Annotated in this window: 20 protein-coding genes and 1 pseudogene; 10 read left to right on the top strand and 11 right to left on the bottom strand. The window is 66.2% G+C overall.

Features of this window, described 5'->3' with window-relative positions; translation table 11 throughout:
* Positions 1 to 286: 286 nt before the first annotated feature.
* Positions 287 to 1462, top strand: coding sequence for a M23 family metallopeptidase (locus tag WFJ17_RS17935; protein ID WP_292888468.1), 1176 nt, complete (start codon positions 287 to 289; stop codon positions 1460 to 1462).
* 264 nt (positions 1463 to 1726) lie between these two features.
* Here the strand turns inward: WFJ17_RS17935 and WFJ17_RS17930 are convergent.
* Both WFJ17_RS17930 and WFJ17_RS17925 read right to left on the bottom strand, forming a co-directional pair.
* Positions 1727 to 2101 (bottom strand): annotated as a pseudogene (locus WFJ17_RS17930) (ATP-binding protein); the annotation flags it as partial.
* A 198-nt stretch (positions 2102 to 2299) separates the two neighbouring features.
* Positions 2300 to 2494: a helix-turn-helix domain-containing protein gene (locus WFJ17_RS17925; RefSeq protein ID WP_336649154.1), complete on the bottom strand. Its 195-nt coding sequence runs from the start codon at positions 2492 to 2494 to the stop codon at positions 2300 to 2302.
* Between the two features lie 413 nt (positions 2495 to 2907).
* Between WFJ17_RS17925 and WFJ17_RS17920 the strand changes: the two genes are divergently transcribed.
* The 4 genes from WFJ17_RS17920 (at position 2908) to WFJ17_RS17905 (ending at position 5276) form a co-directional block, all read left to right on the top strand.
* Positions 2908 to 3135, top strand: a complete 228-nt coding sequence (locus WFJ17_RS17920; protein WP_336649124.1) for a hypothetical protein — start codon at positions 2908 to 2910, stop codon at positions 3133 to 3135.
* Between the two features lie 132 nt (positions 3136 to 3267).
* A complete protein-coding gene (locus tag WFJ17_RS17915; protein ID WP_336649123.1) occupies positions 3268 to 3714 on the top strand; it encodes a hypothetical protein in 447 nt (148 codons plus the stop codon).
* A gap of 98 nt (positions 3715 to 3812) precedes the next feature.
* Positions 3813 to 4640 (top strand): hypothetical protein, encoded by an 828-nt coding sequence (locus WFJ17_RS17910; RefSeq protein ID WP_336649122.1) that lies wholly within the window; start codon positions 3813 to 3815, stop codon positions 4638 to 4640.
* Positions 4641 to 4910: 270 nt separating this feature from the next.
* Positions 4911 to 5276: a hypothetical protein gene (locus WFJ17_RS17905; RefSeq protein ID WP_336649121.1), complete on the top strand. Its 366-nt coding sequence runs from the start codon at positions 4911 to 4913 to the stop codon at positions 5274 to 5276.
* Here WFJ17_RS17905 and WFJ17_RS18735 read toward each other — a convergent pair.
* The 8 genes from WFJ17_RS18735 to WFJ17_RS17870 all read right to left on the bottom strand — a co-directional run bounded on the left by WFJ17_RS18735 (position 5273) and on the right by WFJ17_RS17870 (position 12224).
* The gene (locus tag WFJ17_RS18735; RefSeq protein WP_442928002.1) at positions 5273 to 5743 is read right to left on the bottom strand and encodes a transposase; all 471 of its coding nucleotides are present in this window, start codon (positions 5741 to 5743) and stop codon (positions 5273 to 5275) included. The two genes, WFJ17_RS17905 and WFJ17_RS18735, sit on opposite strands and share 4 nt — an antisense overlap.
* A 40-nt stretch (positions 5744 to 5783) precedes the next feature.
* A complete protein-coding gene (locus WFJ17_RS17900; protein ID WP_336649153.1) occupies positions 5784 to 6149 on the bottom strand; it encodes a transposase in 366 nt (121 codons plus the stop codon).
* A gap of 78 nt (positions 6150 to 6227) precedes the next feature.
* Positions 6228 to 7340: a hypothetical protein gene (locus tag WFJ17_RS17895; RefSeq protein WP_336649120.1), complete on the bottom strand. Its 1113-nt coding sequence runs from the start codon at positions 7338 to 7340 to the stop codon at positions 6228 to 6230.
* Between the two features lie 384 nt (positions 7341 to 7724).
* Complete coding sequence (locus WFJ17_RS17890; RefSeq protein ID WP_336649119.1) at positions 7725 to 8612, bottom strand: SDR family oxidoreductase; 888 nt, start codon at positions 8610 to 8612, stop codon at positions 7725 to 7727.
* A gap of 19 nt (positions 8613 to 8631) precedes the next feature.
* The gene (locus tag WFJ17_RS17885; protein WP_336649118.1) at positions 8632 to 9840 is read right to left on the bottom strand and encodes a redoxin domain-containing protein; all 1209 of its coding nucleotides are present in this window, start codon (positions 9838 to 9840) and stop codon (positions 8632 to 8634) included.
* Complete coding sequence (locus tag WFJ17_RS17880; RefSeq protein WP_336649117.1) at positions 9824 to 10705, bottom strand: cytochrome c biogenesis CcdA family protein; 882 nt, start codon at positions 10703 to 10705, stop codon at positions 9824 to 9826. Before WFJ17_RS17880 ends, WFJ17_RS17885 begins: the two co-directional genes overlap by 17 nt.
* A complete protein-coding gene (locus tag WFJ17_RS17875) occupies positions 10702 to 11733 on the bottom strand; it encodes a cytochrome c oxidase assembly protein (RefSeq protein WP_336649116.1) in 1032 nt (343 codons plus the stop codon). Before WFJ17_RS17875 ends, WFJ17_RS17880 begins: the two co-directional genes overlap by 4 nt.
* A gap of 5 nt (positions 11734 to 11738) precedes the next feature.
* Complete coding sequence (locus WFJ17_RS17870) at positions 11739 to 12224, bottom strand: MarR family transcriptional regulator (RefSeq protein WP_336649115.1); 486 nt, start codon at positions 12222 to 12224, stop codon at positions 11739 to 11741.
* Between the two features lie 47 nt (positions 12225 to 12271).
* Between WFJ17_RS17870 and WFJ17_RS17865 the strand changes: the two genes are divergently transcribed.
* The 5 genes from WFJ17_RS17865 to WFJ17_RS17845 all read left to right on the top strand — a co-directional run bounded on the left by WFJ17_RS17865 (position 12272) and on the right by WFJ17_RS17845 (position 18975).
* Complete coding sequence (locus tag WFJ17_RS17865) at positions 12272 to 13669, top strand: chloride channel protein (protein WP_336649114.1); 1398 nt, start codon at positions 12272 to 12274, stop codon at positions 13667 to 13669.
* A gap of 36 nt (positions 13670 to 13705) precedes the next feature.
* Positions 13706 to 14899, top strand: coding sequence for an FAD-binding domain (locus WFJ17_RS17860; protein ID WP_336649113.1), 1194 nt, complete (start codon positions 13706 to 13708; stop codon positions 14897 to 14899).
* Positions 14900 to 15136: 237 nt separating this feature from the next.
* Positions 15137 to 17017, top strand: coding sequence for a BCCT family transporter (locus tag WFJ17_RS17855; protein WP_336649112.1), 1881 nt, complete (start codon positions 15137 to 15139; stop codon positions 17015 to 17017).
* Positions 17018 to 17122: 105 nt separating this feature from the next.
* Entirely contained in the window at positions 17123 to 18394 is a 1272-nt protein-coding gene (gene nhaA / locus WFJ17_RS17850; RefSeq protein ID WP_336649111.1) for a Na+/H+ antiporter NhaA, read from the top strand.
* A gap of 128 nt (positions 18395 to 18522) precedes the next feature.
* Positions 18523 to 18975, top strand: coding sequence for a hypothetical protein (locus WFJ17_RS17845; RefSeq protein WP_442928000.1), 453 nt, complete (start codon positions 18523 to 18525; stop codon positions 18973 to 18975).
* A 709-nt stretch (positions 18976 to 19684) separates the two neighbouring features.
* Here WFJ17_RS17845 and WFJ17_RS17840 read toward each other — a convergent pair.
* Complete coding sequence (locus WFJ17_RS17840) at positions 19685 to 20257, bottom strand: hypothetical protein (RefSeq protein WP_336649110.1); 573 nt, start codon at positions 20255 to 20257, stop codon at positions 19685 to 19687.
* Between the last annotated feature and the right edge of the window lie 290 nt (positions 20258 to 20547).

Here is a 20547-nt window from a genome sequence, read left to right as displayed (position 1 = left end):
TTTGGGCGTGCCGACCGCGAGCCTTCGCGATGCCCGGGACTATGGAATCGTCGGAGGCTGCCAGAACACCGAGCACCGTTCCCTCCCGACGTGACACGCCGCTCCAATCGCCCACCGAAAGGGCAAAGTGAACGACCAGACTCCGAAACACCCCCGACGGGAAGCTGAGCCGCGAGGATTCGGCTCCACGACGACGGCACGCGACTCTGTTTGGAAGTTGCACGTCAGCCGACGCGGGGCCCTGGGAATCGGAGCACTGAGCCTCGCGGCCTTCTCCTCGCTCGGCATGGGTATCCCCGCCGCGTTCGCATCGTCGTATCCCAGTTGGGACGACGTACAGCGCGCAATGAACGACGAGGGCGCCAAGGCAACAGAGGTCGCTCGCATCCAAGCGCTCATTAGCGACCTGACGCAGAAGGTCGCCGACACTCAATCCGCCGCCGCCGCAGCCTCGGACCAGTTGTATGCCGCTCAGCAACAGTTCTTCGCCGCGATCACCAAAGCAGATCTCCTGCAGGCGCAAGCTGACTCGAGTGCACAAGCCGCAGACCAGGCGGCACGCAAAGCGAATCAGGTCGCCGCGCAGCTGGCCCGCGACGAGGGCAACGACCCCTCCCTCCGCCTTTTCTTCGCCGGTAACGCGGAGAACACCGATGACCTGCTCACCCGTCTGGGCACGATGGACAAGTTCCTCGACTACAGCCGGTCTGTCTACGAAAACGCAGTCTCGACGCGGAATACTGCGCAATCGCTCGCCGACCAGGCGAAGGTCGCCCGAGACGAGAGAGACCGGCTCAAGCAGGCCGCGGAAGAGAAGATGAAGGCCGCGCAGGCAGCAGCCCAAGCAGCCAAGGCGGCCCTGGACGAGCAGGCTTCCAATGTCGAGACCCTGAAGGCGCAACTCGCGGCGTTGAAAGACACGACGACCAACACCGTCGCGGGGTACCAGGCTGGCGTTGCTGCCCGAGCGGCGGAAGAGCAGGCACGACGTGAACGCGAAGCGGCCGAAGCCGCAGCGAACGGAGGTGGCGCGGCAGCCGGATCAGGCGGATGGGTCCGACCCCACGGCGGCGCACGCAGCTCGAGCTACGGCCCCCGCACACCCGACTGCGGTCCACAGGGCTGCTCCTCCAGCTACCACTATGGCGCTGACCTCGCGAACGGGTGCGGAGCCCCCATCTATGCCGCCAACTCCGGCACGGTGGACTACGCCGGCCGCAACGGAAACTACGGCAACTACATCCGGATCCAGCACGGCGCAGGCATCAGCACCGGTTATGCGCACATCATGGATGGCGGCATCATCGTCGACAGCGGTCAGCAGGTCAGCTCGGGGCAGGTCATCGCCTACGCCGGCGACACCGGACGCTCCTTCGGATGTCACCTGCACTTCGAGGTCTACATCGACGGCGGATACACCAACCCCATCCAATTTATGGAAGACCGCGGAGTCTACGTCTGACCTCAACGCACTCCACGAAGCAGAGCTCGCAGTAGATCTCAGAGACGCGTTGTCGCCGAGCAGCGTCCACCCGCAGAACGGCCCGCTTCGCCGACTGATGGGCGCCTTCTCGCTCGCTTGACGCATGCAACCTTCCGCAGGCTGTGACACCGGAGTGCGCTCCGTCCTCGTTGATTCTGCGTCTGGGTTCGAGGTTGCTCGCCGGTCCGACGTGCCGTGGTCGCCGAGTGACTACTGGACAGTGTCGAGACGTACACAATGGCTTACCAACTGGAAACGGGCGGGGAACCGTGCTGTGAAACCCGCGCGGTGGATCTCGATGGATCCCGACTCCAGGGGCTGACGCAGGGCATCGAGCACCGCGCCGGGGGCTTCGGCGGCCTCATCGAGGAAGAGCAGTCCGCCATGCGCCCGCGCGATCGCGCCAGGACGTGCGGTGCGCGAGCCCCCGCCGATCATCGCCACCGCGGAGGCGCTGTGGTGCGGGGCCACGAACGGCGGACGCAGCTCCAAGCGGCTCAGCGTCTCGCCGGCGAGCGACCGGATCGACGCGGCCTCCAGCGCGAGTCCCTCGTCCAGATCGGGCAGTATGCCGGCAAGCCGCCGCGCCAGCATGGTCTTGCCGGCCCCGGGTGGTCCTCGAAACTATATGTGATAGATCGAGTCGCTAATTCAATCCTATGTCGAATACCTAGACGAATGCAAGCTCGGATTGCATACGACATTTGAAGCGAACTGACTTACGCAATCGCGTTCCGAGCGAGTGGGATACGGGCGGCAAGCAACCTTGGTTACCGAGACGCAGTGCGCCCCAGGGAGCCGGGGTCTGCCTACGACTCAGTGCGCGGCACCAGCGGAAGGAGTCAAGAGATCGAAGGAGGCAACGCCGAGTTGCTTTGCGAGTGCGTCAACCGAGTCAAGCGTGAGGTTCCGCTCTCCCCGTTCGATACCCGCCAGGTATCGGGGCGTTACAGCGAGCTGTTCAGCGAGCTTCTCCTGAGTCAGACCCCGGGAACGTCGAAGGTCGCGCACGCGTGCGCCGAGAACCTTCTTGAGCGTCGCTCCCACTCATTCAGGCTTTCGTGAGGAAACGATCACTTCCAGGTAGTTATAGCTTCCGGTAACGTCTGTTCATGAATGCACGGCACGTGCTCCGCTCCCCCGCAGATCACCATCAGAACACCAACCCTCCCGATGCGACCAGCCTCGACTCAGCCGACCAACACGAAGACGCGACGCGGAAGGCCGCCCGCACCGCGATCGCCAGTAGGCCGATCCCTCAGGAAACGATCGAGCGTTCAGCCGCAGTCACTGCAGAGATCGCCCGGCACCTTTACGACGGAGCCCACCGGAAAGCACTGGAGCATCCAAACACCGAGGAGTAACGTGCAGCTCCCTCCCGCCAAGCCGCTCCCGCACCGCTTGCAGATTCACGAAGGACGACGATGAAGAACTCGACCTCATGGACCGCGTCCCTCCCGACCGAGGAGAAAGCACGCCTCCTTGAAGAGTCGGCGGAGATCTTCTCGTCGTGCATGACCGCAGGCCGATACGACGCCTTCTTCGACCTACTCGAGGACTGGATGAACACGGCCCGGATCCACTCGGATCTCACCCTCGTCAGCGCGCTCTCTGGCGACATCGAGGATCCAACCGGGCAGTACGTTGTCTAACCCGGTCGGCTGATCTCAGTACGTGGCGACGGGCGGTTCGGATCGCTGCGGAGTGATCAAGACAAAGTCCTCTCAGTAGCGGGCAGCTCTCGGTCCAAGCATCACGGGCATCAGGACTGCGAGAATATCTAGATGACTGGCAACTCCGAGATCCTCGCCCACAGCTTCGGCGGATGGGTGCCGACTCGGGAACTCACAGCCAAAGAACGCGACATCCTCGTCGCGCTCGAGTCGCAGCGACCGCACTTCGATCTGGCGGCCACGGAGGAGCTCAATGAACGGCGCGCTGCGATCGAGGGAGACCTCGTGCCCGTATGCGCATGCGGGTGGCGCGGGGCGCCGGAGCCGTGGCAGCCGAAAAGCTCCCGGAGTTCGCGCGGCGGACAACAGCACATCGAGCACAAGCACCATGCGCGCCTCAATGCGATCAATGGAGCGTTCGCCGCGGAGATTGCCGCCGCGGCGCTCCGCCATGCTGCGGACGCGGCGACTGACCCGAGCGTTGCCGCCTGGCTCGAGGATCGCGCATCACGCGTCGAGCAAGTCGGACAGTACGACGGTGAAGTCTGGCCCGCATAACTCGAGTCGCTGGGCGACACGACAACCGTGCCGTTCTCGTTCTCGACCACAACCGAGCGAATGTTGCACAGTCCTGACTTCTGCAACATGATGACCCCATGGCGCGATCACAGGCGATTCGATTCACCTTCGCCATCGCGTCAGGCGACAACGCAGGTCTCGGAGCCGGACAGTTTCGCGTGTGGTGCCACGGTGACGACACCTACATCGCCGACGCCGGTGTTCCGCAGTGGAAGACTTCCCTGCACGGCGAGATCGCTTGGCGTACCGCCGAAACCGCAGAAAGCCATTCGTCACCCGAAGCGCGACTTCCGGGCGAAACAGATCGTGCACCTTGGAAGTACACGCCGCCGGACTTCGTCGACGGTCAACGACTCGCCTTCGTGGTCGGCGCGACTCGTGCAGCGCTCGCACCGTGGTCGGTTCCTGAGCGATATCAGCGCATCGAAGTCCGTGACCGATGGGACGAACTCACCAAGGCCAACATCTGGATGACACAGGCAGATGCCGAGGTGCCGGACCACCCCTTTCGTATCGGGCCGATCCTCGAACTGGCAAGCGGTACACGCGTGTGGGCGTCCGTCGGTCGTGAATACTTGGAGCCCATCGACCCCGAGCCGGCGCCGACCTCGACGATGCTCGAGCCCCAGATTCCTGGGGTGCACGACGTGACCGCACCTGGGGTGCTGATCCGTGGGGTCCATCTTCCCGGTCGGTCGACAGACGCGAACTGGTCCCAGCTTCTGCGTAGAGTCGTCGAATGGAGTACGAGTACTTCGACGGCGCCGACGGCCTCGAGATCCGCGTCCCGAAGAACGAGGGTTACCGGACATGTGCCGAATGCGGGGCGGACTGCTTGCCCGAGCCGACCGACATCGAGGACGCTGGCATTCGGATCGCGTTCGTCTGCCCAGACCACGGTGTGAACTCCTTCATCGATCCATTCGAAGGGCGACGATAAACGGGCCACAGCATCGATGAACTTGTGACGTTGGCGGGCTGGGAGCCTCTTCAACGCTGACCGAATCCGCGGATCCCGCCCATTCTTGTCATGACTGCCGGAAAACCGGAATGCCCACTAGGTTGTGTTGCTAAGCGCGGTTCGCCCGCCCGCCGCAGGCGCAGATGTCGATGGCATCGATGTTGGCGGAGCAGGGCATGCGGCATCCACTCTCCGCCCGCGTTACGCTGGCTGCATGGCGCAGTTAACCCGTCATGGCTCCGAAGCCGTGGTCACTCTGTCGGTGTTCGAAAGGGTCGAAGGATTGCTCGCGTCGACTCGCTTCTCGTTGGGTAACGTCATCTCCGTAGAGGTTGTGGACGACGCTCATGAGCAGGTCAAAGGGTGGGGAAGAGACTTCAAGCTCGCCGGCCGATATGTTCCCAACACGACCGCAGTTGGAACCTTTCGCACGGGTGAAGGCCGCGGCATCACGCTCGCTCTTGTCCACTCCGACACCCCACGCGGGCTGCGGATCGAGCTGTCTGGTGAACCCTACAGCCGCGTGGTGATCGGCCTTGCGGATCCTGAAACCACGAAAGCCGAAGTTTTCGGCGATTAGCAACTATTGCTTCGGGGTGCTGGAGACCCAGTGGAGGGCTGCGGCAAGGCAGAGGCCGGCGTGGTAGTTGCGTGCCGTCTTTTCTGAACGCATCGCGATACCGCGCCATTGCTTGAGCTTGTTGAAGCACCGCTCGACCACGTTGCGGCCTTTGTAGCGTTCGCGCTGCTGGCCGCCGAAATCGGGCGGCCTTGCTTCTTCCGACGATGCGCGACCTGATCCTCACGCTCTTGGATCGTCGCCGCGATGCCGCGCTCACGCAACCATGCCCGGTTCGCTCTGGACGGGTAGCCCTTGTCTGCCATCACCCGGTCCGGACGAGTCCGAGGCCGGCCGCGACCGGCCGGGACACGGATCTGCTCAAGCATGGCTGTCAGCATGCTGGTGTCCGCGGCTTGACCGGGCGTGAGGATGAACGTGAGAACACGTCCCTTCCCGTCGCAGACCAGGTGATTCTTCGTCGTCAGCCCGCCGCGGGGGCGGCCGATCGCGTGATCGGGTGGTTCGTCACCGAACTTCTTGTAGTTCGACAGCGCCCCCTGTGGTGCGGGGAAGGGTCGCGCCGCGCTGATGCACGCGCACGATCGTTGAGTCGATCGACGCGACCCAGTCCAGATCCCCGGACTGCTGCGCAAGCGTCTGCGTCTTTTCCAGCGCACGCGCCCACACACCCTGCTCAGACCACCGGTTGAAGTTTTTGTATATCGTGTTCCAGTTCCCGAACCGCTCCGGGACGTCCCGCCACGGCGCACCCGTCCGGAACCGCCACGCCGTCGCCTCGACCACCATGCGACGATCCACAGGTGGCCGACCCGAGGCTTTCACGGTCGAGAACAACGGGCCGATCACAGACCAAGCCTCATCGGAGATCACATCACGCGACACAAGATTCAGAATCGCCGAGAGCCACCAGAACGGGTTTAGCAACACGGCCTAGTGCCACAGCTCAGCTCAGCTCCAAGTGATGGTCACCGAGCCGTGGCCGCCGCCCAGGTTGCCGTTTCCGGGGATCGACGACTGGCTCCGGTTGCCCGCGCTGGCGACGGCGCCCGCCGCGAGCGCCGTGTCGACATAGCTGGATCCGGCACCGCCGCCCCCGCCCGCGCCGAAGTACATGCCGCCGTTCGGCGCGCCCGGGTGGTCGTCGAACTCGGAGACCACGGCGCCGCTGCCGCCTCCGGCGTAGCCACCGCCACCGCCGCCGGAGGTCGCGCCCGAGTCTCCGGGAACCGTGATGCCCGTGCCGCCGACGGTGCCCGCGCCGCCGTTCCCGGGCGTTTTCGTGAAGTCTCCGGTCGCCGTTCCGCCGTCGCCGGGCACGGCGCCGGCGGCGCTCCGGCCGCCGCCGGCCGTCCCCGAGCCCTCCTTCCCGCTGATCGGGAGGTAGGCGGCCGACCCGTCGGCGCCGTTCAGCGGAGACGGGCCCGCGTTGCCGCCGGCCGCGGCCGACGCCGTCGACTGGGCCTCCAACGGGCCGCCGGAGGGACCGAAGAAGGACGCCTGCGCGTTCGAGGCGCCACCGCCGCCGCCGGCCACGACCAGCGGACTGCCCGCGAGGAGGATCGCCGACCCGGCGCCGCCAGCGCCGGAATCGTTCGTCGCCACGCCGTCGAGGGTGCGGCTGCCGCCCAGGCCGCCGGCCCCGTAGCCCTGCGGCGGCGCGCCGTAGTCCGCCAGCGGCCAGCCCCGACCCCATCCGCCCTGACCGGCGACCAGGCTGAGCGCCATCGCCTGACCGGTCGGCACGATCGTTCCCGTCACCCGTGCGCCGTGACCGGCGAACTGAGCCGCGTTCCCTCCCGCGCCGCCGATCACCGTGAACGCGATCGCGGTCGCGCACGCGGGGATCGTCACGACGCCCGTCCCGGCGCCGGTGGCGTCCGCACTGATCGTGATCGTGCCGCCCTCGCAGCCCGACGCCACGGCGGCCGGCGCGGCGGCGGCCATCGCGACGGCGGGCACCGACCACGCCGCGCCCTTCATCAGCCTGCGCCGCGACAGCCCGCGGTCCATCGAACCGGCTTGCTCCAACTCCTCGACCATGAGCCCCCCTCTGCTGATCATCGCGCCCGAACAGGCTTAGGCGCGCTGCTACCGTCGTACGGAATCCAGGATCCAGGACTCCGAAACCAACATATGGGATGCGGACTAGGCCTATATGTCGATATGTTGCCGCTCGGCGACGACACCGCGCTTAGGCCGCCGGATACTCCGCTGACCAGCTCAGCGCGGCTGTGGCACCTTTGTACCTGAAAAGGCGAGGTACGCCGAGACCTCTCGAGTAGGATCTCGCGGCCCGCTCGGAGCGCGCGTCCCTTTCACGGTCCGAGGCTAAGAACTGAGGGTCATCTGGCTTGTTAGCCATGTCGGCGACGAACCTGGTGGGGCTGCTGCGCGGAGGTGTCGGTTTTGGTTAGGCCGCGAGGGCAAGGTTCTGGTTCAGGATGGTCACGATCTCGTGGTCGTCCGACCGACCTGCGCGTGTTCGCGGAAGTACTTGGCGATGTGGTGGGTGCCGGTCGGGAGCCCGACGGCGTCGGTGGCGAGTCCCTCACCGAAGAAGCGGATCAGGTTGCTGATGCGCGGGCTGATCCGATCGGCGATCCATTCGGCGGATCGCAGTACCTGCCCAGGAACGCCGATGCTGTGCGGCTTCTTGCCGACGGCATCGAAGGCCAGCTCTTCGAGCTGCCGATACGTGAGGGTGTCGGGTCCTCCGACGTCCCATCGGCCGGGAGCATCGGGCACTCGGTCGGCGATGAAGTGCGCGAGGTCGGCGCCGTGGATGGGGTTCAGCTTCGTCTCGCCGGTCCCGGGGTGCAATGACATGCCGGCCCGGGCCATGGTCAGCAGATCGGTGAGGTCGGAGAAGTAGCCGCTGGGGTTGATGATCTGCGCGGCGACGCTGCTGCGCCGGACGACTTCGGAGAAGGCCGTCTTCGCGCGCATCGTGGCGGATGTGCCTGTTTCCGAGTGCAGGACGCCCACGTAGCCGAAGGAGCGGATCTTCGCGCGTTCCGCGTCACGGAGCACAGCCAGGTTCCCGTGGAAGTCGATGTCCCAGGGGTCTGCCTTCTGTCTCGTCACGCCGAGGGAGGAGACGACTCGATCCACGCCGTCGCAGATGCCCGCGGTGGTCGAGGGGTCGGTGACGTCGCCGATGATCCAGTCGTCGACCAGGTCCGTGAGGGCGGGTGATCCGAAGGGGCCGTCGGCCTGGGCGCGTTCTCGGGAGCGGGCCAGGACGCGCACGCGATAGGCGCGCCGTTTCAGTTCTGCGACGAGGTGGCGGCCGAGGTAGCCGGTGGCGCCGATGACGAGGATGTGCTCGGTCACTGTCGGTCCTTTCGGGGTGTCAGTGGGCGTCGGGAAGCGCGGGATCGAGGCTGTGCAGGGTGTAGTCGAGTTCTTCGGTCGTGAAAAGGCCCGGATGGCGGACCAGCACGCTCCCGGTCGGCGACAGGATGACGGTGTACGGAAGCTCGCTGACCCGGAACCGGGCCGCTTGTGTTCCCTGCGGGTCGCTGACGGTGGGGATCGTGAAGTGATTGGCCACGGCCGCCGCGCGCCCGGTCGCGGGGGCGTCGCCGACGTCGACGCCGAGAAAGGCGATGGCGGTGCCGAGGCTGTTGGCTTCGGCCTGCGTGTCGGGGAGCTGGACGCTGCAGGCGGTGCAGGTCGATGACCAGAAGTCGAGCACGGTGAACCGTCCTCGTGACGCGGCACTGCTGGTGCCGGATCCGATGAGGCTCTGGCCGGTCAGCGGGGCGGGGGTGTCGCCGATCTCGGTTCCGCCGGGGATCGCCTTGACGAGGTCGGCTCCGGCGATGGTTCCCCGCTCAGACGCCGGGAGTGCGTCGTTCGCGAGGGTCGCGAGGCCGTGCCCGAAGGGGTCGGTGTCGGCCGATTCGACGCCGAATGCCGCCTGTTGGACGATGCGTCCGGACGGGTCGATGACGAAGATCTGGCTGCCGTGCGCGACCGAGCGCGTCGCAGGATCGAGCTGGATGGGGACGTCATAGGCTTTCGCGGTGCTGGCGAGCTGCGTCGGGGTGCCGGTGAGGAAGTACCAGTTGGGCAGGTGGCCCAGTCCGTGCTGGTCGGACCATGCCTTCACGTCGGAAGCGTTCGGGTAGTAGGGGTTGGCGTTGATCGAGACGAACGCGACCCGGGAGCGTGCCGCGGCGGGCAGATCCCGATCGGCGGCGACGATGTCGGCGGCGAGCATGGCGCACTGGTCGGCGCATTCGTCGTCGTTGAAGGTGAGCACCACCGCCCGGCCCCGAAGGTCTCGCTCGTCGAAGGCGTGACCGTTCTGGTCGGTGAGCGTGTAATGCGGGGCGGGTACGGAATCGCCCGGTACCGGCACCACTCCGAGAAGGTCGGCGGTCTCCTGGTTGAGCCCTTGCGGCAGCGAACCGGCCGGTGTCGAGGTCGACTGCGGCGCTCCCGTTCCTGCCGCGACCAGCAGCACGACGACCACGATCAGCAGCCCGGACAGGATCCACAGCACGACCCAGCCGCGGATCCCGTGAGACCGCTCCTTCTCATTCTGCGATGCCACCCGTTTTCCTTTCCTCAGCCTGCTCTGCCGGCAGGACGACGGCGGCCGCTGTCCGCGCTCTCACCGCCGCCACGATCAGAACCGTCAGCACCATCACGACCAGTGCTGCTCCGAGCGGCATCCACACCGCCTCGATCAGCGAGGAGGCCGCGCTCTGCAGCCGGTCGAGGACGCGGGTGACCGGAGCGGCGATGTCGGGGGCGCCGATCCGGCTGCCCCAGGACGCGAGCAGGTACACCCCTATGAGGATGCACAGGCCGCCGGCGACCCTCGGGATGAAGGACGCGATCGGGCGCAGCACGCGAAGCGCTGCCGCATCCGCCCACGACACCACGAGTGCCGCGACGACGGCGAAAAGCCCCATCCCGAGCCCGTAGGCCGTCACCGTCGCAGCGATCCCGAGCGTGGACGATGTCGCGAGCGCCCCGCTCACCGCGGCGACGAAGACCGGCAGGGTGCAGCTCAGGGACCCGATCGCGTAGGCGATGCCGAAGCCGATCATCGCGAGGAAGGCCCTTCCGGTACGGAACCGCGGCGCGCTCCGGATCGAGAACGTCCTGCCCGCCAGTCCCCACCCGCCGAACACGATGATGCCCGCGCTGACGGCGAGCATGATCCACGGCGCCGTGGCTTCGATGAGGCCGTGCAGCGACGCGATCACCGCCGCCGCCACGGCGAACACCGCGAGAAAGCCGATCGTCAACGCGGCGCCTGCCCGCAGCGCGCCAAGGGAGCGAGAACCCCAGCGGCGATCGACGGTCTCCACGAACACCGTCAAGTAGATCGGCAGCAGGGGGAATCCGCAGGGGTTCAGCAGGCCGATCATCCCCAGCGCGAACGCGTACCCGACGACTCCGCCCGTCATCGTCCTCGCCTCGCATCTCGCGCTGCCAGCTGCTGCAGCTGCTCGTTGTAGGCCACGAGGTCCGCATCACCGTCCCGTAGCGCCTTGCGCTCCGCCGCTGCGGTGTGTCGCGCATCGCTGCTCTGCCACTGCAGGAAGAGCACGGTGAGCACGAGGAGGGTGGGGAGTTCGGTGAAGCCCCAGGCGATCCCGCCCGCGGTCTGCTGGTCGCCGAGGGCGGTCACCCCGAGGAAAGCCATCGGTGCCGCGTAGAAGCTCACCACGACGGTGCTCGCCATCATCAGCACGACGCCGAAGAAGGCATGGAACGGGACCGGGATCGCCATCTCCGCGATGCGTGCGACGGGGCCGGCAGCCGCGCCCATGCGGTTCCCGCCGCGTCTCGGCGAGGGGTCGACGCCGAGGACGCCCCAGAAGTAGAGCATCCCGATCAGCAGGAAGTGGATGAGCATCAGGTTGTGGCCCCACATGGTGCTCATCAGTGCGGTGAAGGCGGGGGTGAAGTAGAGCCCGTACAGGCTGAACAGGAACAGCAGCCCCGTCACGATCGGGTTCGCGAGAAAGGCCGCCGGTCGGGAGTGCAGGACCCGCAGTACGCCCGACCGGATCCTGCGACGCCGCCGTCCGCCACCGCTGAGTCCACGCAGCAGCAGGGTCACGGGCGCACCGAGGGCGAGGAAGATGGGCGTGACCATGCTGAGCGTCATGTGCTGCACCATGTGCACGCTGAAAAGCTCCATGCCGTAACCGTCGAACCCCGTCGCGGTCATCAGCTCGAGGGTGAGCACCCCGATGATCCAGCAGGCGGTGCGCGTCAGCGGCCATGCGTCGCCGCGGCGACGGAGCACCACGACGCCGACCCCGTAGCCGAGCAGCAACCCGAGCCCCAGCAGAGGCAGGACGGGGATCGGCTGGGGATGCACCGCGAACAGCCGTGAGACCGTCACCGGCAGAGTCGGCATCCACATCACGCCCGTCATGCCACCCGGTCCACCGGGCGGCGGGACGAGCCCCAGGAGGGCGTGCACGGCGATCAGAGTCCGAGCACGAGCAGATCGGCTGCCGCGGGTTCGCCGGCGGCGGCCGCGAACGCGGTCAGTGCGTCGCCGAGCTGCTGCCGATCCGCAGGAGCCATGCGCAGCAGCACATCCTCGATGAGCAGACGGCGGTGCTCGGTGACGGTGTTCACCAGTCCCCGACCAGCGTCCGTGAGGGCGAGCAGCACCTCGCGCCGATTGTCCGGGTTGGACTCACGGCGTGCCCACCCGCCCGTGACGAGGCGATCAGCGGTGCGCGTGAACGTGGAGATCGTCACGCCGAGCTTCTCCGCGAGAACACCCATCCGCAGCGGCCCGGAGGACGACAACACGACCAGCACACGGAACTGCGGAAGCGACACGCTCTCCAGCGCCGGGACCATCGATCGGGCGATGATCCCTAGGAGCGCTCGCGATGCCGTCACCGTCGCATCGGTCTCGGGAAGATCCCCGCCCGCCGCATCCGCTGGTCTGCTCTGCATGTCGTCATACTCCCCGGTCAAGATGCTTGCATGCATACAATGCTTGTGTGATAGCAAGTGTAGCGCGTGTGGCGACCTGGCTGCGGAAGAACAGGTACGGCCTGCTCACTCTGGCCCTCATCGTTGGAGTCGGCGCCGGGCTCGGAGCCCTGGCATTCCGCGCGCTCGTGCTCGGCATCACCTGGGCGACGACCGGAAGCACGGAGTTCGGGCAGGACGGCCGCGTACCGAGCGCCCATCTGCCGTGGCTGGGCCTCGGCTTCTACGTGCTCATCCCGGTGATCGGCGGGCTCGTCTACGGGCCGCTCGTGTATCGGTGGGCGCGGGAGGCCCGCGGTCACGGCGTTCCCGAGGTGATGATCGCCGTCGCAGAAGGCGGCGGCCGCATCCGCCCGCGCGTCGCCGTCGTGAAAGCCCTGGCATCCGCGCTGACGATCGGCACCGGCGGGTCCGTGGGGCGCGAAGGTCCGATCGTGCAGATCGGCGCCGCACTGGCTTCAGCCCTCGGGCAGGGCACCCGTCAGCCCGTCGGACGACTGCGCATCCTCGTCGCCTGCGGTGCAGCCGGCGGGATCTCGGCGACGTTCAACGCGCCCATCACCGGCGTGTTCTTCGGCGCGGAGATCATCCTCCGCGAGATCTCCGCAGGATCCCTGTTCGCCATCATGCTGTCCGCCATGGTCGCCGACGCCATCGTGCGGCCGATCCTCGGCGCAGATGCCTTCCTGAGCGGCTTTCCGCACGACGCGGCGCTCGGGCATTCCGTCGACTATCTGCTCGTGGCCGTGCTCGCGGTGCTCGCGGCGCTGGTCGGCCAGCTGTTCCGATACGTGCTGTACGCCGTCGAAGACCTCTGCGACAAGCTCTGGGGATCACGTCCCGAATGGGCGCGCCCGGCCGTGGGTGGGCTGCTGCTCGGCCTCCTCCTGCTCGCCGTACCCCAGATGTTCGGCGTCGGGTACCCGGTGATGTTCCAAGCCCTGCACGGCGACTACGGGTTCTGGATGCTGTTGTTCTTCTGCTTCGCCAAGATCCTCGCCACCTCGCTGAGCCTCGGCATCGGCGGATCCGGAGGCGTGTTCGCCCCCTCCCTGTTCATCGGGCTCATGCTGGGCACCGCCTACGGACTCCTCGCCCACCAGCTGTTCGGCGACGCGGCCGGCGACCCGGCCGTATACGCCGCGATCGGCATGGGCGGCGTGTTCGCGTCCGGAACGCGGGCGCCGCTGACCTCGTTCGCCTCCGTCGTGGAGATGACCGGCGACGTCTCGCTCGTACTTCCCGTGATGCTCACGAGCGCCATCGCCACCGTCGTGTCCCGTTCGGTGTCCTACGGCACCATCTACACCACCAAGCTGCTCCGCCGCGGGCAGGACATCGAAAAGCAGCAGGACCGCGAATACCGGCGCATGCTCGGCGGCGGAAACGACCCCTCGGCGGCCTGACACGACGGCCGTCACGCGAAAGAACGGAGAATCGTCATGAAGGTCCTCATCGTGGGCGCCGGCATCGCCGGCCCCACCCTCGCGTACTGGTTGAAGAAGACAGGGCACGTCCCGACCCTCGTCGAACAGGCCCCCGAACTACGCCGCGGCGGCTACGTGGTGGACTTCTGGGGCACGGGCTTCGACGTGGCCGAGCACATGGGCATCTCCCCCTGGCTCCTGGGCCAGGGATACCGCGTCAAAGAGGCGCGAGAAGTGACGCGAAACGGACGCCGGATCTCGCGTCTGAACCCGCTCAAGGTCATCGACGGGGCAACAGCCGGCCGATACGTCAGCATTGCCCGATCCGACCTTTCGCGCATCATCTACGATTCGCTCGGCGGCGACGTCGAGACGATCTTCGCAGACACCGTCGACTCGTTGGACGACGACGGCGAACAGGTCCATGTCGGCTTCCGCAGCGGCCTCGTCCGTGACTTCGATCTGGTCATCGGCGCCGACGGTCTCCACTCCCGAGTCCGCGAGCTCATCTTCGGGCCGAGTTCACAGTTCGAACGGTCTTTGGGCATCACGGTCGCGGCCTTCCAACTGGACGGCTACCGACCTCGTGACGAGGACATGGCGATCATGCACACCACGGTCGGTGCGCAGGCCCTGCGGCTGAGCCTGCGCGACGATGCCACGATGTTCTGCTTCACCTTCCGCAATGAAGGACCCGTCGTCCTCCACGACATCACGGCACAGCAGGACCTTCTCCGGGCCGCCGTCCGTGACATGGGATGGGAAGTGCCCGCGATCCTCGAACGGCTTCCCGAAGCGCGGCCGTTCTACATGGATCAGGCGAGTCAGATCCTGATGCCTTCCTGGTCCCGAGGGCGCGTCGCCCTCGTCGGAGACGCAGCCGCGTGCCCGTCGCTGCTCGCCGGGCAGGGATCGGCACTCGCCATGGTCGAGGCATACGTCCTCGCGATGGCGCTGCACGCATCGGGCGGTGACCATCGCGTCGCATTCGACCAGTACGAGCATTCCCTTTCGACGATCGTCCGAGCCAAGCAGGACGCGGCGATCGGGCTCGGCTCCGCTTTCGCCCCGCGCACTCGCGTCGGACTGCTGTTCCGTGATGCCGTGTTCGGGCTCATGGGAATCCCCTTGGTCACCCGCCTCGCGGTCGGACAGAGCCTGCGGGATCCGATCGAACTGCCCGCCCCTCCGACGGAAGCCGCGGTGTGATGAACGCCGCCGGTGACCGCACGGCAGCCGGATCTCGATACGCCGAACCGCCCGCGCGACCCTTGCCACGGCGGATCGCGCGGGTAGCGTGGAGGACTCACTCCGCGAACGAAGCGCCGGCACCTGACAAGGTTCGCGCAGGCAACGGAAGGACCGACGATGACGATCAACGATGACCGATCCAGCGGTACGCAGCCCACGCGGGGCCGCACCGCCACGAAAGCCTTGCTCAAGGAAGTGACTCACCCTGCGCTGATCCCGGGCATCGGCGTGGAGGACACGCCTCGGGTGTTCCGAACGAACTGGACCGTGTTCGGCGTCGCGGGCGCCTCGGTGCTGGCCGTCGTCGTCTGGGGCTTCCTCTCCCCCGACAGCATCAGCGCCGCCGGCGCCGCGTCGCTCGACTGGGTGACGACGAACTTCGGCTGGCTGTTCTCCCTTCTGGCCGCCGCCACCATCGTCTTCATGTTCGTCCTCGGCTATGGCCGCACCGGCGGGATCCGGCTCGGCGCCGACGACGAGTCCCCAGAGTTCTCCACGGTTTCCTGGATCGCGATGCTGTTCTCCGCCGGGATGGGCATCGGGCTGCTGTTCTGGGGGCCGGCCGAACCGCTCAACTACTTCAACGACGTCCCACCCGGGTTCTCCTCGGAACCGGGCAGTCGCAACGCGATGCTGGACGCGCTGGCGCAGTCCATCCTGCACTGGGGGCCGATGGCCTGGGCCTTCTACGCCCTGGTCGGAGGCGCCATCGCGTACGCCGCCTACCGGCGCGGCCGCGCGCCGCTCATCTCCGCGATCTTCCGCCCCATCTTCGGGGAGCGCACCGAGGGCTGGATCGGCGCTGTGATCGACGTCTTCGCGATCATCGTGACGCTGTTCGGCACCGGCGTAACGCTCGGGATGGGCGCGCTCCAGATCGCCAGCGGCGTCGAAGTCGTCACCGGCATCGGCCCGCTCGGCAACACCGGGCTCATCGTGATCATCACCATCCTCACCGCGGCATTCGTCGCATCCGCCGTCTCCGGCATCAAGCGCGGCATCCGGGCGCTGTCCAACATCAACATGGTCCTCGCCGGAGTGATCGGCGTCTTCGTCTTCATCGCCGGACCCACCCTGTTCCTGCTGAACATGCTGCCGGCCAGCGTCGCGGCCTTCTTCGCGGATCTGTGGACGATGCTGATGCGCAATCCGGCCCAGGGCGGCGACGCGTCCGCGTTCATGGCCAGCTGGACGAACTACTACTGGGCCTGGTGGATCTCCTGGACCCCCTTCGTCGGAATGTTCATCGCGAAGATCTCCCGTGGCCGCACCCTGCGCGAGTTCGTCACCGTCGTGATCGTCGTCCCCTCGGTCGTGTGCGTCGTGTGGTTCGCCATCATGGGCGGGACCACCATGTTCCTCGAATCCCAGGGGCGCCCGATCAGCGACGCCGGCTCGCCCGAGGCCATCCTCTTCGCGGTCTTTCAGGAACTCCCCTTCGGGGTGGTCCTGTCCGTGCTCGCGATGATCTCGATCGTGCTGTTCTTCGTCACCTCCGCGGACTCGGCGGCGATCGTGATGGGCTCGATGAGCCAGCGGGGAAAGCCCGAACCATCGACCTGGGTCACCATCACCTGGGGGTTGCTGCTCGGCGCCGCCGCGCTCGCCCTGCTGCTCGCGGGCGGGCAGACCGCCTTGTCCGGGCTGCAATCGATCATGGTGGTGTCCGCACTGCCGTTCGCCGTCATCGTGATCGGCATCATGTTCTCCTGGGCGAAAGAACTGCGCACCGACCCCTACATGCTCCGCTACCGGTATGCGCGGGCCGCGATCGCACAGGGCGTGCGTCGAGGCATCGCTGCGCACGGCGACGACTTCGTCTTCGAAGCAGCAGAAGTCGCCGCCTCGGAGGGCGCTGGAGCGGGCATCGACACCGACGACCCCGCACTCACCGAATGGTACGAGACCGCCACGGGACAGATCCCCATCGTCACCGCAGAGGATGTCACCCGGACTCTCGAGCCCGGGCACATCCAGCGCAAGGGGCCCACCGACCCGTCGCACACCGCCTCCGGGGACCTTTCGCTCACCGCCGGCGAGCACCGCCGCGACAGATCACCCGCCCCCGACGCATAAGTCACGACGACAGAGGGGATCGCCTAGGCTGAAAGAGGCGCGTCGGGAAGTCTGGTCGACACCGACGTCGGCGTACCCGTCGGCGTCTCCGACCAGAGGAGACCCATGACCCGCCTCGCCCGCGCCCGCAACGCCCGCCGCCGACTCCGCGGCTGGGCGACGAAAGAGACCACCGGCGGGATCCTGCTGCTCGGCGCCGCGGCGCTCGCACTGCTCTGGGCGAACTCCCCCTGGCGCGAGAGCTACGCAGCACTCTCCGACCTCACTCTCGGGCCCGCCGCACTGCACCTGCAGCTGCCGCTTTCCGCGTGGGCCGCCGACGGACTGCTGGCCGTCTTCTTCTTCGTGGTCGGCGTCGAGCTCAAGCACGAACTCGTCGCAGGAAGCCTGCGCCGTCCGCGGGAAGCCGCCGTGCCGGTCCTCGCCGCTGTCGGAGGCATGGCGCTACCGGCCGTGCTGTTCACCAGCGTGATCCTGCTCAGCGGAGACCGTGAGGCACTGCACGGATGGGCCGTTCCGACCGCCACGGACATCGCGTTCGCCCTCGCCGTGCTGGCCATCTTCGGGCGAGGACTGCCCAAGGCGCTTCGCACGTTCCTCCTGACACTGGCCGTGGTCGACGACCTCCTCGCCATCGTCATCATCGCGATCTTCTACACGTCGGGGATCAACCTTCTCACGCTAGCGGCCTCGGCCTGCGCCGTGTTCCTCTTCGGAATCGTGGTCCGCTCCCGCCGTCCGCGATGGTGGCTGCTGCTGCCCCTCGCCCTCGTCGCATGGGGCTTCATGCACGCCTCCGGAGTCCACGCGACCATCGCCGGCGTCCTTCTCGGATCCACCGTGCCCGCGCGCGTCCTGCACGGCGAGACCGAACCGCGCACGCACCACTACGACGAAGCCCTGCGCCCCTTCTCCTCTGCTGTCGCGCTGCCCGTCTTCGCGTTCTTCTCCGCCGGTGTCTCACTGATCGACGGCGAAGGCCCCCTCGCCGTGCTCGCGCAGCCCGTCGTCCTCGCGATCGTCATAGGACTCGTGATCGGGAAACTCGTCGGGGTGCTCAGCATGACCGCGATCGTCACACGACTCACCCCGTTGCGCTTGCCCGACTCGATCGGCATCCGCGACCTTCTCCCGGTCGGGCTGCTCACCGGCATGGGGTTCACCGTCTCACTGCTCATCGCGGAACTCTCCTTCCCGGACGGCGCCCACACCGCGGGCGCCAAGATCGCGGTCCTCGCGGGCACGATCATCGCCGCCAGCGCGGCCGCCGTCCTGCTCCGCTGGGATGCACGCAAAACACGCAAGGCCGACATGAACGACGACGGACTTCCGGACCAAGACACCGGAACGATCGGCTCGATCCAGGCAGACAGCTAACTTTGCGCGCCAGGAGGTTGCTGACGGTGTTCTTATCAGCAGGCTGAAAGTGTGATGGGCATGACGGACGAACGCTTCCGAATCGCTTATCCGTTGCATCGGGCGGACCGTGTGCTGGACATTGCTCGATGAAGCGGTTCGGCCGCTCGGTATCACGGCTGCGCCAGCGAATGCGCTGCTGTACCTGGACCGAAGCAGTAGGCCGGACCAAGACCCGTGGAGCGAAGACCCGCTACAACCTCCTCCACTCCGCGATCGATAGGTACTCGAGACTGGCGAACACCGAGGCACTACCCGACGAGAAGGCGACCACGGCCATCGCCGTCCTCGGCCGTGCACGCGCATGGTTGGCCGCTCACGACATCGCCTCGATTGAACGAATCGTCACCGAGAACGGCGCCTGCTATCGTGCGCAGGCAATCGCCGACGCGATGGCCGGATGCAGGCATCAGCGAATCACGCCCCACACGCCCAGGAACAGCGGGAAAGTCGAGCGCTACAACCGCATCCTCGCCAATGAGTTCCTCTACGCGACCACCTGGCATTCAGAAGCCGAACGCGCCACCGTGCTCGAAGTCTAGAACCGGCACTACAAATTGCCACCGACCCCATGGAACGCGCGACGCCCGACAGCCAGCTTCCGCAACTCCATCACGCGTCAACAACGCCCTTGCCTCCTACGCAATTGTCGACACCGCCGGTCGCGCCACGCGCAGACGATTCTCCGCCGCAGAAGCTGCCTCGCGACTGCGAGGATCATCTCCGAAGAGAGGTGGGTGGCACTCGTTCAAGACAAATGACAGAGGGTATTGGGCCGATCCCAAACGTCACGATCTGACGCTGGGGTGTCACCGTCACGATTGCCCAAACTTCCGAAATCTCACCGAAAAGATCACTCGGTAAGAGCTCACCATCGACGATCACTTCGACTTTCCGGCTGCTTTTGTTGGCGAGAGACTCGTCGACTCGTCGTCGATGTAGGTACGCCCGTATTAGGCGCTCCGGGGAGCCCTCGCTCAGCGTATGCACCTCTTCTCTGGGTGTATTTGTAGTCGAAGAAGTCATGGTGATGTAATGACTTGTCATCCCTGGGGCTCGCATGGTCCCTCGACGGATATGTGAGGCATCCATCTCAGCAGTCCGGTACAAAGGCGGAAGTTGGCCGCTTTCGTAGAACACCCGGACCTGTTCGGCGCGAGACAGGGTCTCCTCGGGAGGAACACTCGTTGCGCGCATGGGCATTGAACCCTGATCCATAGTGCCACCAATTTTCTTCGGAAAGTTCCGACCTTAAGAGATGTACGCGCCCGAAGCGGGATCAAGCACCGTGCATGTATAGAGAAGGGTCTCGACTGTTCCGGTGAGATCGGCGCTTGCGGACCCTGTCCCCGTGTACACGGTTGCAGAGTTCTCATGTTCGAAACCGGGCCACCACCCGTCATCTGGAACAACGCCGCTATCGGCTTGTCCATCGTAATGGGCATACAGGTCGTAGCTGATGATCTCGCCGACAGACGAGGTTACGCCCCACTCGATGTCAGCGTCAGCGTAATAGGAACTGTCATACATGTAGATATGTGCCTCGCCGCAGCTGTTGTCAATCGAGTCCAGAGGGGTGATCGTGGAGCCGCTCTTCTTCGATAGGATCCCGCAGATATTGACGTTATGGTCAACTGCGTACTTTCGCCCGGCTTGGGTCACGGTTGAACAGTCGATCTCCAGCGGAACTGATTGCGCGGACGTTGGCACGGTACCCGACTGGTGAATTATCTTCTCGCTTGCATTCGCTGGGGATGCGCCCAAGCTGAACAAGATTGCTAGCGCTGAAATCGCGATGGTCGCGAAGAACTTCTGAACTCGCATAGTACCCCCGTGAGAAATTGCGCGGCGCGCAACCAAGGCAAGCTATACGCTTCGCGCGTACTCATGTCAAGGTTCCGCTCGCTCCTCGTAGAGCATCCATAGCGAGAACGACAGGTTGATTTGCCGACGCACCGTGTATGGAGGATGTGCGCTCACTGGACGCCGGTTCACGGACGATGCTCGACAACCTGTGCTCCCTGCTCGCGCTGGATGGACGCACTCTGCGCCCTGGCCCTCAATGTGCGAGTACACGAATCCACGCCGACGGACGGCACTCACTAGACCTCGGT

The organism is Microbacterium sp. MMO-10 (assembly GCF_037148715.1).
Lineage (GTDB): Bacteria > Actinomycetota > Actinomycetes > Actinomycetales > Microbacteriaceae > Microbacterium.
This window is presented reverse-complemented; position numbering and strand designations above follow the sequence as displayed.

Coding starts and splice junctions, on each gene's coding strand:
- WFJ17_RS17895 (WP_336649120.1), bottom strand. CDS start 7,340: ATGATCAGCAGAGGGGGGCTCATGGTCGAGGAGTTGGAGCAAGCCGGT.
- WFJ17_RS17840 (WP_336649110.1), bottom strand. CDS start 20,257: ATGCGAGTTCAGAAGTTCTTCGCGACCATCGCGATTTCAGCGCTAGCA.
- WFJ17_RS17870 (WP_336649115.1), bottom strand. CDS start 12,224: ATGCAGAGCAGACCAGCGGATGCGGCGGGCGGGGATCTTCCCGAGACC.
- WFJ17_RS17920 (WP_336649124.1), top strand. CDS start 2,908: ATGAAGAACTCGACCTCATGGACCGCGTCCCTCCCGACCGAGGAGAAA.
- WFJ17_RS17860 (WP_336649113.1), top strand. CDS start 13,706: ATGAAGGTCCTCATCGTGGGCGCCGGCATCGCCGGCCCCACCCTCGCG.
- WFJ17_RS17880 (WP_336649117.1), bottom strand. CDS start 10,705: ATGACGGGCGGAGTCGTCGGGTACGCGTTCGCGCTGGGGATGATCGGC.
- WFJ17_RS17915 (WP_336649123.1), top strand. CDS start 3,268: ATGACTGGCAACTCCGAGATCCTCGCCCACAGCTTCGGCGGATGGGTG.
- WFJ17_RS17935 (WP_292888468.1), top strand. CDS start 287: ATGGGTATCCCCGCCGCGTTCGCATCGTCGTATCCCAGTTGGGACGAC.
- WFJ17_RS17905 (WP_336649121.1), top strand. CDS start 4,911: ATGGCGCAGTTAACCCGTCATGGCTCCGAAGCCGTGGTCACTCTGTCG.
- WFJ17_RS17845 (WP_442928000.1), top strand. CDS start 18,523: ATGAAGCGGTTCGGCCGCTCGGTATCACGGCTGCGCCAGCGAATGCGC.
- nhaA (WP_336649111.1), top strand. CDS start 17,123: ATGACCCGCCTCGCCCGCGCCCGCAACGCCCGCCGCCGACTCCGCGGC.
- WFJ17_RS17910 (WP_336649122.1), top strand. CDS start 3,813: ATGGCGCGATCACAGGCGATTCGATTCACCTTCGCCATCGCGTCAGGC.